We start from the raw sequence: 15249 nt of genomic DNA, 5'->3' as shown, positions 1-15249 counted from the left end.
CCACAGGGCGGTCGCTCGGCTGGCTCTTGTCCGGGAGCCGGTTAGGCTCGTGTCCGCGAGGCCAACGCCCCGCGTACCCGCGTCACATCCCAGAAGGAGATGCTCGTGCCGTCCATCGACGTCGTCGTAGCCCGGGAAATCCTGGACTCCCGAGGCAACCCCACGGTCGAGGTCGAGGTCGGCCTCGACGACGGCAGCACGGGTCGTGCCGCCGTTCCGTCCGGTGCGTCCACCGGTGCTTTCGAGGCCATCGAACTCCGTGACGGTGACCCCAACCGTTACCAGGGCAAGGGCGTGGAGAAGGCCGTCCTCGCCGTCATCGAGCAGATCGGCCCGGAGCTCGTCGGGTACGACGCGACCGAGCAGCGCCTGATCGACCAGGCGATGTTCGACCTCGACGCCACCGACAACAAGGGCTCGCTCGGCGCCAACGCCATCCTCGGCGTCTCGCTGGCCGTCGCGCACGCCGCGTCGGAGGCCTCCGACCTCCCGCTCTTCCGCTACCTCGGCGGCCCGAACGCGCACCTGCTGCCCGTTCCGATGATGAACATCCTGAACGGCGGGTCGCACGCCGACTCGAACGTGGACATCCAGGAGTTCATGATCGCGCCGATCGGCGCCGAGTCGTTCTCGGAGGCCCTGCGCTGGGGCACCGAGGTCTACCACACGCTGAAGAAGGTCCTGAAGGACAAGGGTCTCTCCACCGGCCTGGGCGACGAGGGCGGCTTCGCCCCGAACCTGGACTCCAACCGCGCCGCGCTCGACCTCATCCTCGAGGCCATCAAGCAGGCCGGTTACGTCCCCGGTGAGCAGATCGGTCTCGCGCTCGACGTCGCCGCGTCCGAGTTCTACAAGGACGGCAAGTACGAGTTCGAGGGCAAGTCCCGCTCGGCCGCCGAGATGACCGAGTACTACGAGGAGCTCGTCGCCTCGTACCCCCTCGTCTCCATCGAGGACCCGCTGTTCGAGGACGACTGGGCCGGCTGGAACGCCATCACCGAGAAGCTCGGCGAGAAGGTCCAGCTCGTGGGCGACGACCTGTTCGTCACCAACCCCGAGCGCCTGGCCCGTGGCATCGAGGAGAAGTCGGCCAACGCCCTTCTGGTGAAGGTCAACCAGATCGGCTCGCTGACCGAGACCCTGGACGCCGTCGAGATGGCCCAGCGCAACGGCTTCAAGTGCATGATGTCGCACCGCTCCGGTGAGACCGAGGACGTCACCATCGCCGACCTCGCCGTCGCCACCAACTGCGGCCAGATCAAGACCGGCGCCCCGGCCCGCTCCGAGCGCGTCGCCAAGTACAACCAGCTCCTGCGCATCGAGGAGATCCTCGACGACGCCGCGGTCTACGCCGGTCGTTCGGCGTTCCCCCGCTTCAAGGGCTGAGCCGCTTCTCCGGGCCGAGGCTCGGGCTCCGGCTCCGCTGAGCAGTTACCTACGTCCCCGTACTCGGTCCCGTACCGTGTGCGGGGACGTACGTACGTATCGGGGAGGCGGCACACATGGCCGTGAAGGACCGCGACCGGTTCTCCACCGCGACCAGACTGCGGCTGCTCGGCGAGCAGACCGCGGAGCGTGTCTACCGCTCCCAGACCAAGCGCCAGGCGCGCCGCTCCCGGCTCACGGGACGTGCCGCGCTCCTCGCGCTCGTGCTCTGCTCGCTGGTCGTCGCGCTCGCCTACCCGATAAGGCAGTACGTCTCCCAGCGCGCCGAGATCGCGGACCAGCGCAAGGAGCAGGCCGAGCGCCGCGCGAACGTCGAGAAGCTGCGCGACGAGAAGGCCCGCTGGCGGGACGACGAGTACGCGGAGCAGCGCATCCGGGACCGGCTGCACTACGTGATGCCGGGCGAGACCGGCTACACGGTGGTCGACCCCGAGGCGGCGAAGAAGCAGCGCTCCGACCAGGGGGCGGCCGCCAGGCCCTGGTACTCGAACGTCTGGGACGGCGTCGACAAGGCGGACCGCCCGGCCGACGACTGACCCGCCACCACCACCATTCTCCGTAGTCACCGCACCATCTCTCCTTGAGAACCGATCGAAAGACAGGCATGGAAACGCCCCCGCCGACCACCCCGCGCACCGAGCCCACCGACGCCGACGTCGAGGCCTTCAAGCAGCAGCTCGGCCGTCCGCCGCGCGGCCTGCGGGCCATCGCCCACCGCTGCCCGTGCGGGCAGCCGGACGTCGTCGAAACGGCGCCGCGCCTGCCGGACGGGACGCCGTTCCCGACGACGTACTACCTGACGTGCCCGCGGGCCGCCTCCGCGATCGGCACCCTTGAGGCCAACGGCGTCATGAAGGAGATGACGGAGCGGCTGGGGACGGACCCCGAGCTCGCCGCCGCGTACCGCGCGGCGCACGAGGACTACATCGCGCGCCGGGACGCCATCGAGGTCCTGGAAGGCTTCCCGAGCGCGGGCGGCATGCCCGACCGCGTGAAGTGCCTGCACGTCCTGGTCGGCCACTCCCTGGCCGCGGGCCCCGGCGTGAACCCCCTGGGCGACGAGGCGATCGCGATGCTCCCGGAGTGGTGGCGCAAGGGCGCGTGCGTGTCCCTTGCGGAGGCCGAGCCGGCCGCGGAGGAGCGCGCATGACCCGCGTGGCCGCCATCGACTGCGGTACGAACTCGATCCGCCTGCTCGTCGCGGACGCCGACCCCGCCACCGGCGAACTGGTCGACCTGGACCGCCGGATGACCATCGTCCGCCTGGGCCAGGGCGTCGACAAGACGGGCCGTCTGGCCCCGGAGGCCCTGGAGCGGACCTTCGCGGCGTGCCGCGAGTACGCCGAGGTCATCAAGGAGCACGGCGCCGAGCGCCTCCGCTTCGTGGCGACCTCCGCCTCCCGCGACGCCGAGAACCGCGACGACTTCGTACGCGGCGTCCTGGACATCCTCGGCGTCGAGCCGGAGGTCATCAGCGGTGACCAGGAGGCCGAGTTCTCCTTCACGGGAGCGACGAAGGAGCTGGCGGGCAGCGACCACCTGGCCAAGCCGTATCTCGTCGTGGACATCGGCGGCGGCTCGACGGAGTTCGTCGTCGGCGACGAACACGTCGCCGCGGCCCGCTCCGTAGACGTCGGCTGCGTGCGCCTGACGGAGCGCCACATCCGCTCCGACCCGCCCGCGCCCGCCGAACTCGACGCCGTCCGCGCCGACATCGAGGCCGCGCTCGACCTGGCCGAGCGGACGGTGCCGATCCGCGAGGCCCGCACCCTGGTCGGGCTCGCGGGTTCGGTGACCACGGTCTCCGCGATCGCGCTGGGCCTGGACGCGTACGACTCCGCGGCGATCCACCACTCCCGGATCTCCTACGAGCGGGTGAGCGAGATCGTGGGACGCCTGAGCCGGGCCACGCACGACGAGCGCGCCGCGATCCCGGTGATGCATCCGGGCCGCGTGGACGTGATCGTGTCGGGCGCCCTGGTCCTTCTGTCGATCATGGATCGGACCGGCGCCCGGGAGGTCGTCGTCAGCGAGCACGACATCCTCGACGGCATCGGCTGGTCGATCGCCTGAGCGCGTCATATAGCGTCTGAGCGGCTGGTGAGGGGGTCGAGGGGCCCTGCGGCGACATGCCGTCGGGAAACTTCGTGAAGTTCTTCACAAGGAAATCGGCTCGGTTGGTCGATGTTCAGGGGTTCCGAGCCCCTGAAAGTGCTCCCAGAGGACTCCGCGACCCATGACAGTGAAGGTTCGCGAGTGTGTCCGGAGCGTGTTCCGGGCGGGTGGTCCACAGGGCCTCGGAGGCCAGAGTGGCAGCTCACAAGGGGTGCACAACGTTTCGGGTTACCGCGTGGTTCCCCTGGGGCGCTATGGCCTGCGTCACGTGGGCGGCGAAGTGTAGCAGAGGGTCTACCCATGCTTGTGAAGGGGCGCACGAGCGACCCCCGTCGGGCAGGTGGATACTCGATGGCATGAGCACCACGGAGCGTCCCAGGATCCTCGTAGTAGGCGGTGGGTACGTAGGCCTGTACGCAGCTCGGCGCATCCTCAAGAAGATGCGCTACGGAGAGGCGACCGTCACGGTCGTCGACCCCCGGTCGTACATGACCTACCAGCCCTTCCTCCCCGAAGCTGCAGCCGGCAGCATTTCGCCTCGGCACGTCGTCGTCCCGCTGCGACGCGTGCTGCCCAAGGCGGAAGTTCTGACCGGCCGGGTCACCACCATCGACCAGGACCGCAAGGTCGCGACGATCGCCCCCCTCGTGGGCGAGGCGTACGAGCTGCCTTTCGACTACCTGGTCATCGCGATGGGCGCGGTCTCCCGCACCTTCCCGATCCCCGGCCTCGCCGAGCAGGGCATCGGCATGAAGGGCATCGAGGAGGCCATCGGCCTGCGCAACCACGTCCTCGAGCAGCTGGACAAGGCTGACTCCACGACGGACGAAGAGGTCCGCCGCAAGGCGCTGACCTTCGTCTTCGTCGGCGGTGGCTTCGCGGGTGCGGAGACCATCGGCGAGGTCGAGGACATGGCCCGCGACGCGGCCAAGTACTACAACAACGTGAAGCGCGAGGACATGCGCTTCGTGCTCGTCGACGTCGCGGACAAGATCCTCCCCGAGGTCGGTCCGAAGCTCGGCCAGTACGGCAAGGAGCACCTCGAGGGCCGCGGTGTCGAGGTCTACCTCAAGACCGGCATGGACTCCTGCGTGGACGGCCACGTGGTCCTGAACAACGGCCTCGAGGTCGACTCCAGCACCATCGTGTGGACCGCGGGCGTCAAGCCGAACCCGGCGCTCGCCCGCTTCGGTCTGCCGCTGGGCCCCCGTGGCCACGTCGACACCCAGACGACCCTCCAGGTCCAGGGCACCGACTACATCTGGGCCGCGGGCGACAACGCCCAGGTGCCGGACATGGTCGGCCGCAAGGCCGGCAACGAGAACGCCTGGTGCCCGCCGAACGCCCAGCACGCGCTGCGTCAGGCCAAGGTCCTCGGCGACAACGTGATCTCCGGCATGCGGGGCTTCCCGCAGAAGGAGTACAGCCACGCCAACAAGGGTGCGGTCGCCGGTCTGGGCCTGCACAAGGGCGTCGCGATGATCGTCATGGGCAAGGTGAAGATCAAGCTCAAGGGCCGTCTGGCCTGGTACATGCACCGCGCGTACCACGGCATGGCGATGCCGACGTTCAACCGCAAGATCCGTGTCTTCGCCGACTGGACGCTCGCGGTCTTCCTCAAGCGTGAGGTCGTCTCGCTGGGCGCCATGGAGACGCCGCGCGAGGAGTTCTACGAGGCCGCCAAGCCCGCGCCGAAGCCCGCCGCGGCCAAGGCCGAGCCGGTCGCCGCCGGGTCCGAGGAGAGGGCCAAGGCCTCCTGACCTCCGGTCGCTGAAAAGGCCCGAAGGGGCCGCCCGCCATCCGTGGTGCGGGCGGCCCCTTCGGGTTTTTCCGGCGCCGTATACATGCCGCCTACATGTATTTTGCCGATCCGTGACGCGGCAACGGGACTGCGGGAGCGTCCGGTTGGTGTTTACGTGGTGTTGAACCTATCCGGGATATCCCGAATCACGGAGGTGTGCACCATGCCAGACGCCGCACTGCGGCTGAAGAGCCTTGCCGAACAACTGCTGGGGGCCCCGCTCCCCGTACGCATTCGTGCCTGGGATGGTTCCGAAGCAGGCCCGCCGGGTGGCCCCACCCTCGTCGTACGCAATCGCCGCGCCCTGCGCCGCCTCATGTGGAAGCCGGGCGAGCTGGGCCTGGCCCGGGCCTGGGTGGCCGGGGACCTGGACGTCGAGGGCGACCTGTACGCCGCGCTCGACGCACTCGCCGGGTTCATCTGGGAGCGCGACGAGGACGCCAAGGGCCTAGGGCAGTCCCTGCGCGACCCGAAGTTCCGTGCCGCCGCCCGCACCCTGGTGGGCCTCGCCGCGCCCTTCCTGCCGCCGCCCCCGCCCCAGGAGGAGATGCGCAGGCGGCGCACCCTTCACCTGCACACCAAGGGCAGCGATCGGCAGGCCATCAGCCACCACTACGACGTGGGCAACGACTTCTACGAGCTGGTGCTCGGCCCCTCGATGGTCTACTCGTGCGCCTACTGGGAGTCCGAGCACTCCACCCTGGAGGACGCCCAGCGCGACAAGCTGGAGCTCATCTCCCGCAAGCTCGACCTGAAGCCCGGCATGCGGCTGCTCGACGTCGGCTGCGGCTGGGGCTCCATGGCGATCCACGCGGCGCGCGAGCACGGCGTCACCGTCGTCGGCGTCACGCTCTCCCAGGAGCAGGCCGCGTACGGCAGGAAGCGCATCGCGGAGGAGGGCCTGACCGACCGGATCGAGATCCGCGTCCAGGACTACCGCGACGTGCGCGACGGTCCGTACGACGCGATCTCCTCCATCGGTATGGCCGAACACGTCGGCGCCGAGCGGTACTTGGAGTACGCACACGACCTGCACGCGCTCCTGGCGCCCGGCGGCAGGCTCCTCAACCACCAGATCGCGCGCAGGCCGCAGGCCGACGAGTCGGCGTACGAGGTGGACGACTTCATCGACGCCTATGTCTTCCCCGGCGGCGAGCTCGCGCCCGTGGGGTCCACCGTCGGGCTCCTGGAGCGCGCCGGGTTCGAGGTGCGCGACGTGGAGGCGATCCGCGAGCACTACGCCCTCACGCTGCGCCGCTGGGTCGCCAACCTGGAGGCCCACTGGAAGGAGGGCCAGCGGCTCACCTCGCCGGGCCGCGCCCGCATCTGGCGCCTCTACATGGCGGCGTCCGCGCTGGCCTTCGAGCGCAACCGCATCGGCGTCAACCAGGTCCTCGCGGTGAAGACCCCGGAGGTGGGCACCTCCGGGATGCCGCTGCGGGCCCGCGCCTGGCGGTAGGGCGTACGCGAGCGGGGCCCCGGACGGTGGATGTCCGGGGCCCCGCTCCTGTCACGTACCGCCGGGGGCTACTCGCTCTTGATCGCCATCAGCGGGTTCAGCTTGGCCGCGCTGCGGGCCGGCCACATCGCCGCGAGGACGCCGACCAGGGCCGCGATGCAGAGGAAGATCGCGATACGGCCGACCGGGATCTCCATCGCGTAGGTCTTCACCGTCCCGGAGATGCTGTTGCCCGCGGCCCAGCCCATGAAGAGGCCGAGGCCGATGCCGAGCACCGCGCCGAACAGGGAGATGATGACCGCCTCCAGGCGCACCATCTGCTTGACCTTCGCGCGGTCCAGGCCGATGGCCCGCATCATGCCGATCTCGTGCTTCCGCTCGAAGACCGACATGGCCAGGGTGTTGATGACACCGAGCACCGCGATCAGGATGGCCATCGCCAGGAGGCCGTAGAGCATGTTCAGCATCAGGTTGATCGCGCCCGCGATCTCGTTGCTGATCGCGTCCTTGTCCTGGATCTTGATGGCGGGGTTGTCGCCGAGGGCCTTGACGATGGTGTCCTCGGCCTTGTCGGACGTGCCGCCCTCCATCTTCACCAGGACCTGCTGGTCGGTGATCTTGGAGAGGTGCGGGTCGACCACGGCGAGCGGCGTGAACAGACCGTCGATCATCTCGTTCGGCTCGTAGACGCCGGCGACCTTCAGCTGTGCCGTCTTGTCGTCGTCGAACTTCACCGGGACGGTGTCGCCCGGCTTCAGGTTCTCCCTGTCCGCGGTCTCCTTGTCGATCAGCGTGGAGTCGCCCTTCAGGGCGGCGAGCGAGCCACTGGTGAAGTCCAGGCTGGCCAGCTTGCCGAAGGCCTTCTCGTCGACGCCGGAGATCTTGCTGTACGAGCCGTCCACCTCGCCGTAGGCCGTGCGCAGCGGGCTGCTCGCCTCGACCTCGGGGAGCTTGTCCAGCTTCTCGCGGACCTCCGGGGTCAGCGGCTGGTAGTTCGCCATGGAGACGGTGTAGTCGGCCTTCAGGGAGCCCGCGGCCATCTTGTTGATCGCGCTGCTCATGGAGGTCGCGACCACCGTCATCGCCGTGATGAGGGTCAGGCCGATCATCAGGGCCGCGGCCGTGGACGCCGTACGGCGCGGGTTGCGCACCGCGTTGAGCCGGGACAGCTTGCCCGTGACGCCGAACGGCTTCAGGAGCGGGGCCGACGAGGCGATGAACGGGCGCGACAGGAGCGGAGTGAGGACGATGACACCGACCATGATCGTCGCGGCGCCGCCGGCCATCACGTAGTTGTCGTCCATGAAGAGCATGACCGCGCCGAGGGCGACGATGATCGAGCCGATGGTGTTGCGCACGACCAGGCCGCGCATGGTGGGCGACGCGTGGACGCTGTTCATCGCGGCGACCGGCGGGATCTTCGCGGCGCGGCGGCCCGGCAGCCAGGCGGCCAGCATGGTCACGACCACGCCGATGATCAGGGCGACGACGATCGTGGTCGGGGCGATGACGAGCGGTCCGTCGGGCAGCGAGGCGCCCGCGGAGTTCATCAGGGACTCCAGGCCCATGGCCACGCCGATGCCGAGCGCGAAGCCGGTCACGGCGGCCACCAGGCCCACCAGGAACGCCTCGATGAGCACGGAGCGCGTCACCTGACGGCGCGAGGCGCCGACGGCGCGCATCAGGGCCAGTTCCTTGGTGCGCTGGGCGACCAGCATCGTGAAGGTGTTGGCGATGATGAAGATGCCGACGAAGAGCGCGATGCCCGCGAAGATGAGCAGCACCTGGCTCATCGACTTGGTCTGCTCCTCGATCATCGCCTCCTGGTCGTCGGAGAGCTGGTCGCCGGTGAGGGCGTCCGTCTCCTTCGGCAGGATCTTCTCGACCGAGCTCTTCAGCGCCGTCTCGGAGGTGCCCGCGGCGGCCTTCACGTCGATCTCGTCGTACTCGGTCTTGCCGAGGACCTTGAGAGCGGTGTCGTTGTCGAACACCACCAGGCTGCCGCCCGCCAGGACGCTGCCGTCCTCGGTGTCGAAGACGCCGCTGATCTTCGCCTGCTTCACCGGTCCGTCGGTGGAGTAGCGGACCGTGTCGCCGACCTGGTAGCCGGTGCGCTCGGCGGTCCTGGAGTCCAGGGCGAGGTCACCGGCGGACTTGGGGGCCGCGCCCTCGGTGAAGTCGTAGCGGGGGTCCTTGCCGTCCTTGCCGGGGTAGTAGTTGGCCCCGTTGGTGCCCCACTCGCCGCCGACGAGCTTGCCGTCCTTGTCGGCGAGCGCGGTGAAGCCCATGACGCCGCCTATCGCCGATTCGGCGCCGGGCAGGTTCTGGGCCTTCTTCAGGAGGGCGTCGGTCAGCCGCGGCGGCTTCTTGGCCTCGCCCTCGTCGGGGGACGAGTAGAAGGAGGAGCCGCCTTCGGGCTGGACGGCGACGGAGACGTGGTCGAAGCTCTTCGCCGACTTGTTCTTGTAGGCGTTGCCGAAGGTGTCGGTGAAGACCAGGGTGCCGGAGACGAAGGCGACGCCGAGCATGACGGCGAGCACGGTCATGAGCAGCCTGGCCTTGTGCGCGAGCACGTTGCGCAGGGCGGTACGGAACATGGGTGTGAGTCCTGGGAGAGAGAAGGTGGGGCCCCGGAGAGGGCGCCCTCGAAGGGGCGCGGGGAACTGCGCGACAAGCCACGGCGTACCCGCGGGCGGGAGCCTGCGGAGGTGGCACGGCGCTCAGCTCGTGCGGCCCTTGGCGTCGAAGTCCTTCATCCGGTCGAGGACCCCGTCGGCCGTCGGCCCGTGCATCTCGTCGACCACACGACCGTCGGCCAGGAAGATCACGCGGTCCGCGTACGCCGCGGCCACCGGATCGTGGGTGACCATGACGACGGTCTGGCCCAGTTCGCGTACGGAGTTGCGCAGGAAGCCCAGGACCTCCGCGCCCGAGCGCGAGTCCAGGTTTCCGGTCGGCTCGTCGCCGAAGATGATGTCGGGCTGCGAGGCCAGCGCGCGGGCCACGGCGACGCGCTGCTGCTGGCCGCCGGAGAGCTCGGTGGGCCGGTGCTTGAGCCGCCCGGCCAGGCCGACCATGGAGATGACCTGCTCCAGCCACGCCTTGTCGGGCTTGCGGCCCGCGATGTCCATCGGCAGCGTGATGTTCTCCAGGGCCGTCAGCGTCGGCAGGAGGTTGAAGGCCTGGAAGATGAAGCCGATCTTGTCCCGGCGGAGCTTGGTGAGCTGCTTGTCCTTGAGGGTGGACAGCTCGGTCTCGCCGATCCGCACGGAGCCGCCGCTGAAGCTGTCGAGCCCCGCGACGCAGTGCATCAGGGTCGACTTGCCGGAGCCCGACGGGCCCATGATCGCGGTGAACTCGCCCTGCCGGAAGTCGACGGAGACATGGTCCAGGGCGACCACCTGGGTCTCGCCCTGTCCGTACACCTTGGAGAGATCCGTGGCGCGCGCGGCCACTGCGGTGGTGCGGGCGGCGAAGGGGGTGGTGGTCACGGGGCGGTGCTCCTGTCGGGACGACGAGTGGGGACGTACTCCATCGTCCTTGCGGATCCGCGCCGTGTAGTCAGCCGCTGTTCCGGTTCCGAGGGCCCTCTGCAGTCGGACCCCGGGCGCCGGTGTCATACCTGGGGATGACACCGACCCCTGACACGGGTACCACTCGCCAGTGACCCCCCGGACGTTCCGGAGGCGGCTAAATTCCGTCATTCCGTCACGGAGGCCGCACAGTGGCGGAAGGGCCTGCGGCATGTACCTATGGGCTGTACCGGTGGCTGATGCACCCTCAGACGTCAATAAAATAAGACAACATCGGGCTGTTGTTCCGCTGTTCGGGGGACGCCTCCCGATAGGGTCGAATCACTTGATGCGGAGCCCATGGCCTGCCCGGATGGTGGAATGCAGACACGGCGAGCTTAAACCTCGCTGCCCCTAGCGGGCGTGCCGGTTCAAGTCCGGCTCCGGGCACCTCCGCTAAGACGTCGGCGGTATCCCGCTACGGCATCAGTACGCCGTTGAAGCGGGCCGCCGTGTGCAGGTCCGCCTCGATCGCCGCCGCCGTCTCGCGCAGTGCGGGAAGCAGCGCCCCGATGGTCTCCGCCAGCGGGGCGGTGCCCGCGTGCTGGGCCACGTTCAGGGCGCCGACCACGCGCCCCCGGGCGTCCTTGAGCGGTACGGCGACCGAGCGCAGACCTTCCTCCAGCTCCTCGTCCGCGGTGGCGTAGCCGTCGGCGGCGGCCCGGTCCAGGACGCGGTTCAGCTCCGCGGGGTCGGTGACGGTGCGCCGGGTGAGGGGCTCGGGCGGGGCGGCCTGCAGGATGCGCGCGCGCTCCGGCGCGGGCAGCCCGGCGAGCAGGACGCGGCCCATGGCGGTGGGGTAGGCGGGAAAGCGCGTGCCGAGCGTGATGTGGACGCTCATGACCCGGACCGTCGCCGCCCGCGCCACGTACAGGATGTCCGTGCCGTCGAGCACCGTCACCGAGGCCGACTGGTGGACGCGCCCCGTCAGTTGGCGCAGGTGCGGCTCGGCGATGTCGGCGAGGCCGAGGCGGGAGAGGCGCGCGTAGCCGAGCTCCAGGATGCGGGGGAGCGGGCGGTAGAGGCGGCCGTCGTGCGCCGCGTACCCCTCCAGTTCCAGGGTGTGCAGGCAGCGGCGTGCGGTGGCCCGGGGCAGCCCGGTGGCCGCGGCGATCGCGGTGAGCGGGAGTCCGTCGCCGCGGGCCCGGCCCAGCGCGCGCAGGACGGCGAGACCGCGGGCGAGCGACTGGAGGAACCCGGGGCCCAGTTCGGTCTTGGCGTCGGCGGTGTCCGGCTCCTGAGCTGCCGTCAGTTCCTCTTCCGCGTACGCCGCTTGGACGGTCGGCAGCGCTTCGAGCAGCGCCGCCTCCTGTCGCAGCCGTGGCAGCACGAGCTCCGCGAGGCCCTGCGCCGTGTGCCTGCTGGTGTGGCTCACCGCAGACAGGGCGTACCGGGCCTGGCCCGTGGCGTCGCGCACCGGGACCGCCGTCGCGATCAGGCCCGGCTCGATCAGCTGGTCGTCCAGGGCCCAGCCCGTCGCCCGCGAGCGCTCCACGCGGTCCGCCAGAGCCGGGGGCGGCGCGGCCGGGCCCGGCGGCAGCGCGGGGAAGGCGCTCCCCTCGGGGTCGGCGGCCACGCGGGCCCGCCACGCCGCCCACGCGGCCTCGTCCCACTCGGCGGCGAACAGTGCCCCCGGCGCGCACCGCTCGGCGGGCAGCAGATCGCCGATGCGGAAGGCCACGGACATGGCGCGGCGCCGCGCTGCCTGCGTGACGAAGCGGACGCCGTCGCCGTCCGGCACCGCGAGGGACACCGACTCGTCCAGCTCGTCCGCGAGCCGGGCGGTGCGCGCCGCGACCTCGCCGCTGAGGCCGCCGGCCGCGAGATAGGCGTTGCCGAGCTCCATCAGGCGGGGTGTGAGGTGCAGTTCCTGGCCGTGCTCGCGTACGTAGCCGATGCGGGCCAGGGTCGCCACGACCCGGTCCACCGTCGAGCGGGCCAGGCCGGTGGCGCGGACGAGGTCGCCCGCCCGTGCCTGGTCGGCGACGGCGAGGGCGCGCAGGACCGCGAGACCGCGCTCCAGGGGGCGTACGGACTCTTCTGGCATGGCGCCGCTCCTCGCACGGGTGGACATCGGGTTCCCCGCAACCGTTGACAGCCGCATGGTCCGGTCGGAGACTCCCGTCAGCACATTATGAACGAAAGTTCACCAGACGAACAAGTGGAGGGGTCGGCCGATGCGCACCACCGTCGGAATCATCGGAGCCGGACCGGCGGGGCTGCTCCTCGCCCGCCTGCTGCACAACGCCGGCATCGACTCCGTCGTCCTGGAGAGCCGGGACCGCGCCTACGTGGAGCAGCGCCAGCGCGCCGGAATCCTGGAGCAGGGCACCGTCGACGTCCTGCGCGCGGCGGGCGCCGCGGCCCGCATGGACCGCGAGGGCATTCCGCACGACGGCATCGAGCTGCGCTTCGACCGCCGCAGGCACCGCGTCGACTTCCCCGCCCTCACCGGCGGCCGGTCCGTGATGGTCTACGCCCAGACCGAGGTCTGCAAGGACCTCATAGCCCTCCAGCTCGCCGCCGGTGGCCCGCTGCTCTTCGAGGCCGAGGCGCTCGCCGTCGAGGGCGCGGAGACCGAGAGCCCCAGCATCCGCTTTTGCCACCAGGGCCGCGAGGACGTCCTCGAATGCGACTACGTGGTGGGCTGCGACGGCTCCTGGGGCGTGGCCCGCAAGGCCGTGCCCGCCGACGTCTCCCAGGTCTTCGAGCGGACGTACCCCTTCGGCTGGCTCGGCATCCTCGCCGACGTACCGCCCTCGCACGACGAACTGGTCTACGCCCGCCACGACCGGGGCTTCGCGCTCCTCTCGATGCGCTCGCCCACGGTGACCCGCGCCTACCTCCAGGTCCCCGCGGGCACGGACGCCGCCGACTGGGGCGACGAGGAGATCTGGGACGAGCTCGACCGGCGCCTGGAGACCGACGACGCCTGGACGCTGAAGCGCGGCCCCATCACCGCCAAGTCCGTCACCCCCATGCGCAGCTACGTCCACGAGCCCATGCGGTACGGACGCGTCTTCCTCGCCGGGGACGCCGCCCACATCGTGCCGCCCACCGGCGCCAAGGGCCTCAACCTCGCCGTCGGCGACGTCGTCACCTTCGCCCGCGCGCTCGTCGAACTCCGCGAGACGGGCTCCGACGCCCGCCTGGAGGCGTACTCCGCGACCTGCCTGCGCCGCGTCTGGCAGGCCGAGCGCTTCTCGTACGCGATGACCACGATGCTGCACCGCGCCCCCGACGCCACCGGCTTCGAGGACCGCATCCAGCTCGCTCAGCTGGACCGCATCACCACCGCACGCCCGGCCGAGACCGACCTCGCCGAGGGCTACACGGGCTTCCCCCTCGACTGAGCCCATCCCGCCGCACCCCCCAAAAAATCCCCACTCCACAAAGAAGTGAGAGCCCCGTGACCGCTCCCCAAGGCGCCGCGCCCCAGCGGACCTTCAAATCCGTCGCCCCCGTCATAGCCCTGTGCTGGCTCGTCGTCTTCTTCGACGGCATGGACGTCAACATCTACGGCGCCGTGATGCCGCACCTCATCGACGACGAGGGCTTCGGCTTCACCGCGTCGACCGCGGGCACCATCGGCTCCTGGACCACCTTCGGCATGCTCATCGGCGCCCTCGGCTGCGGCACGCTCACCGACTGGGCAGGCCGCAAGCCGATGGTGACGGGCAGCGTCGCGCTCTTCTCCCTGGGCTCCGCGGTCTGCGCGCTCGCGCCCAGCGCCGCCGTCTTCGGCGGCGGCCGGTTCATCGCCGGGCTCGGGCTCGGCGGCCTGATGCCGATCAGCCTCGCGATCGTCGCCGAGTTCGCGCCGCGGCGCAGGGCCGCGCTCGCCACCGGCCTGATGATGACCTCGTACCACGCGGGCGGCATGGCGGCCACGGGCCTCGGGCTCTGGCTCGGGCCCGACCACGGCTGGCGCGTCGTCTTCTGGGCGGGCGTGATCCCCGCCGTCGTCGCCATCCCCCTCGTACTGAAGTGGCTGCCCGAATCGCCCGGCGTGCTGCTCGCCAAGGGGCGCGCGAGCGAGGCCGATGCCGTCGCCGCCCGCTACCTGCTGCCGTCCCCGACGCTCGCCGAAGCCCCCGAGGCGGGCGCCAAGGGCCGCTTCGCCGCCGTCGCCTCGCTCTTCACGCCGGGCCAACGCCTGGCGACCCCGCTCCTGTGGCTCGCGTCCTTCGCCGGACTGCTCCTCGTCTACGGGGTCTCCACCTGGCTCCCCGAGCTGATGCGGGCCTCCGGCTACTCGCTCTCCTCCTCCGTCACCTTCCTCATGGTGATCAACGCGGGCGGCATCGTCGGCATGCTCGTCGCGGGGCGGATGGCGGACAAGTTCGGCGCCGTGCGGATCTCCGCCATCTGGTTCCTGCTCACCGCCTGCGGCGCCTTCCTGCTCAAGGCGGAGCTGCCGCTCGGTGTCGCGTACGTGATCGTCTTCGTCACCGGCATCTGGCTCTTCTCGGCGCAGGTGATGGTCTATGCCTCCGCCCCGTCCGTCTACACGCCCGCCCAGCGCGCCACCGGGCTCGGCTGGATCACCGGCGTCGGGCGCACCGGCGCGGTCGTCGGACCGTGGCTGGGAGGCGCCGTCGTCTCCGGCGGGAACGCGTCACTCGGATTCACCACGTTCGCCGTGGCCGCCGTGCTCGGAGCCGTCGCGATCTCGCTCGTGCCACTCGTCCGGCGCAGCCGGCGGACCCCGGCCGACGAGGGTGTATCCCCGGCCTCACCGGGAACAGAGAGCACCGGGCCGTACGTTCTTGGTCACAAGGAGGGAAAGATCCTCCCCAAGCACTAGGGTCTTCCTTTTGCCTACGCATTACTCTTGAGCCAAAGCCACGCACGGT

Annotated in this window: 11 protein-coding genes and 1 tRNA gene; 9 read left to right on the top strand and 3 right to left on the bottom strand. The window is 70.4% G+C overall.

Going from position 1 to position 15249, the window contains the following annotated elements:
- Positions 1-99 precede the first annotated feature (99 nt).
- From eno to ACIGXX_RS42055, 6 genes are all read left to right on the top strand, one after another.
- Entirely contained in the window at positions 100-1386 is a 1287-nt protein-coding gene (gene eno / locus ACIGXX_RS42080; RefSeq protein WP_351163038.1) for a phosphopyruvate hydratase, read from the top strand.
- A gap of 116 nt (positions 1387-1502) precedes the next feature.
- Positions 1503-1982, top strand: a complete 480-nt coding sequence (locus ACIGXX_RS42075) for a septum formation initiator family protein (RefSeq protein ID WP_351163041.1) — start codon at positions 1503-1505, stop codon at positions 1980-1982.
- A gap of 68 nt (positions 1983-2050) precedes the next feature.
- Complete coding sequence (locus ACIGXX_RS42070) at positions 2051-2596, top strand: DUF501 domain-containing protein (protein ID WP_351163043.1); 546 nt, start codon at positions 2051-2053, stop codon at positions 2594-2596.
- Positions 2593-3519: a Ppx/GppA phosphatase family protein gene (locus ACIGXX_RS42065; RefSeq protein WP_351163045.1), complete on the top strand. Its 927-nt coding sequence runs from the start codon at positions 2593-2595 to the stop codon at positions 3517-3519. Before ACIGXX_RS42070 ends, ACIGXX_RS42065 begins: the two co-directional genes overlap by 4 nt.
- Before the next feature lie 398 nt (positions 3520-3917).
- The gene (locus ACIGXX_RS42060; protein ID WP_351163048.1) at positions 3918-5321 is read left to right on the top strand and encodes an NAD(P)/FAD-dependent oxidoreductase; all 1404 of its coding nucleotides are present in this window, start codon (positions 3918-3920) and stop codon (positions 5319-5321) included.
- A 204-nt stretch (positions 5322-5525) separates the two neighbouring features.
- A complete protein-coding gene (locus ACIGXX_RS42055) occupies positions 5526-6821 on the top strand; it encodes a cyclopropane-fatty-acyl-phospholipid synthase family protein (RefSeq protein WP_351163050.1) in 1296 nt (431 codons plus the stop codon).
- Between the two features lie 68 nt (positions 6822-6889).
- On the opposite strand, the gene ACIGXX_RS42050 is transcribed toward ACIGXX_RS42055, so the two are convergent.
- On the bottom strand, positions 6890-9418 hold the full coding sequence (locus ACIGXX_RS42050) for an ABC transporter permease (protein ID WP_399984229.1): 2529 nt from the start codon (positions 9416-9418) through the stop codon (positions 6890-6892).
- A gap of 123 nt (positions 9419-9541) precedes the next feature.
- Positions 9542-10312, bottom strand: a complete 771-nt coding sequence (locus ACIGXX_RS42045; protein WP_351163055.1) for an ABC transporter ATP-binding protein — start codon at positions 10310-10312, stop codon at positions 9542-9544.
- Between the two features lie 388 nt (positions 10313-10700).
- Between ACIGXX_RS42045 and ACIGXX_RS42040 the strand changes: the two genes are divergently transcribed.
- Positions 10701-10783 (top strand) — tRNA-Leu (locus ACIGXX_RS42040).
- 28 nt (positions 10784-10811) lie between these two features.
- Here ACIGXX_RS42040 and ACIGXX_RS42035 read toward each other — a convergent pair.
- The gene (locus ACIGXX_RS42035; protein ID WP_399984226.1) at positions 10812-12440 is read right to left on the bottom strand and encodes an IclR family transcriptional regulator C-terminal domain-containing protein; all 1629 of its coding nucleotides are present in this window, start codon (positions 12438-12440) and stop codon (positions 10812-10814) included.
- A gap of 130 nt (positions 12441-12570) precedes the next feature.
- Here ACIGXX_RS42035 and ACIGXX_RS42030 point away from each other — a divergent pair, with 130 nt between their 5' ends.
- Both ACIGXX_RS42030 and ACIGXX_RS42025 read left to right on the top strand, forming a co-directional pair.
- Entirely contained in the window at positions 12571-13746 is a 1176-nt protein-coding gene (locus ACIGXX_RS42030) for a 4-hydroxybenzoate 3-monooxygenase (protein ID WP_399984223.1), read from the top strand.
- Positions 13747-13802: 56 nt separating this feature from the next.
- Positions 13803-15200, top strand: coding sequence for an MFS transporter (locus ACIGXX_RS42025; protein ID WP_399984220.1), 1398 nt, complete (start codon positions 13803-13805; stop codon positions 15198-15200).
- The last annotated feature ends 49 nt before the right edge of the window (positions 15201-15249 follow it).

The organism is Streptomyces sp. NPDC055243 (genome assembly GCF_044544025.1).
In the GTDB taxonomy this organism is placed as follows: Bacteria; Actinomycetota; Actinomycetes; order Streptomycetales; family Streptomycetaceae; genus Streptomyces.
This window is presented reverse-complemented; position numbering and strand designations above follow the sequence as displayed.

Coding starts and splice junctions, on each gene's coding strand:
- ACIGXX_RS42060 (WP_351163048.1), top strand. CDS start 3,918: ATGAGCACCACGGAGCGTCCCAGGATCCTCGTAGTAGGCGGTGGGTAC.
- ACIGXX_RS42070 (WP_351163043.1), top strand. CDS start 2,051: ATGGAAACGCCCCCGCCGACCACCCCGCGCACCGAGCCCACCGACGCC.
- ACIGXX_RS42035 (WP_399984226.1), bottom strand. CDS start 12,440: ATGCCAGAAGAGTCCGTACGCCCCCTGGAGCGCGGTCTCGCGGTCCTG.
- ACIGXX_RS42055 (WP_351163050.1), top strand. CDS start 5,526: ATGCCAGACGCCGCACTGCGGCTGAAGAGCCTTGCCGAACAACTGCTG.
- ACIGXX_RS42050 (WP_399984229.1), bottom strand. CDS start 9,418: ATGTTCCGTACCGCCCTGCGCAACGTGCTCGCGCACAAGGCCAGGCTG.
- ACIGXX_RS42065 (WP_351163045.1), top strand. CDS start 2,593: ATGACCCGCGTGGCCGCCATCGACTGCGGTACGAACTCGATCCGCCTG.
- ACIGXX_RS42030 (WP_399984223.1), top strand. CDS start 12,571: ATGCGCACCACCGTCGGAATCATCGGAGCCGGACCGGCGGGGCTGCTC.
- ACIGXX_RS42075 (WP_351163041.1), top strand. CDS start 1,503: ATGGCCGTGAAGGACCGCGACCGGTTCTCCACCGCGACCAGACTGCGG.
- eno (WP_351163038.1), top strand. CDS start 100: ATGCTCGTGCCGTCCATCGACGTCGTCGTAGCCCGGGAAATCCTGGAC.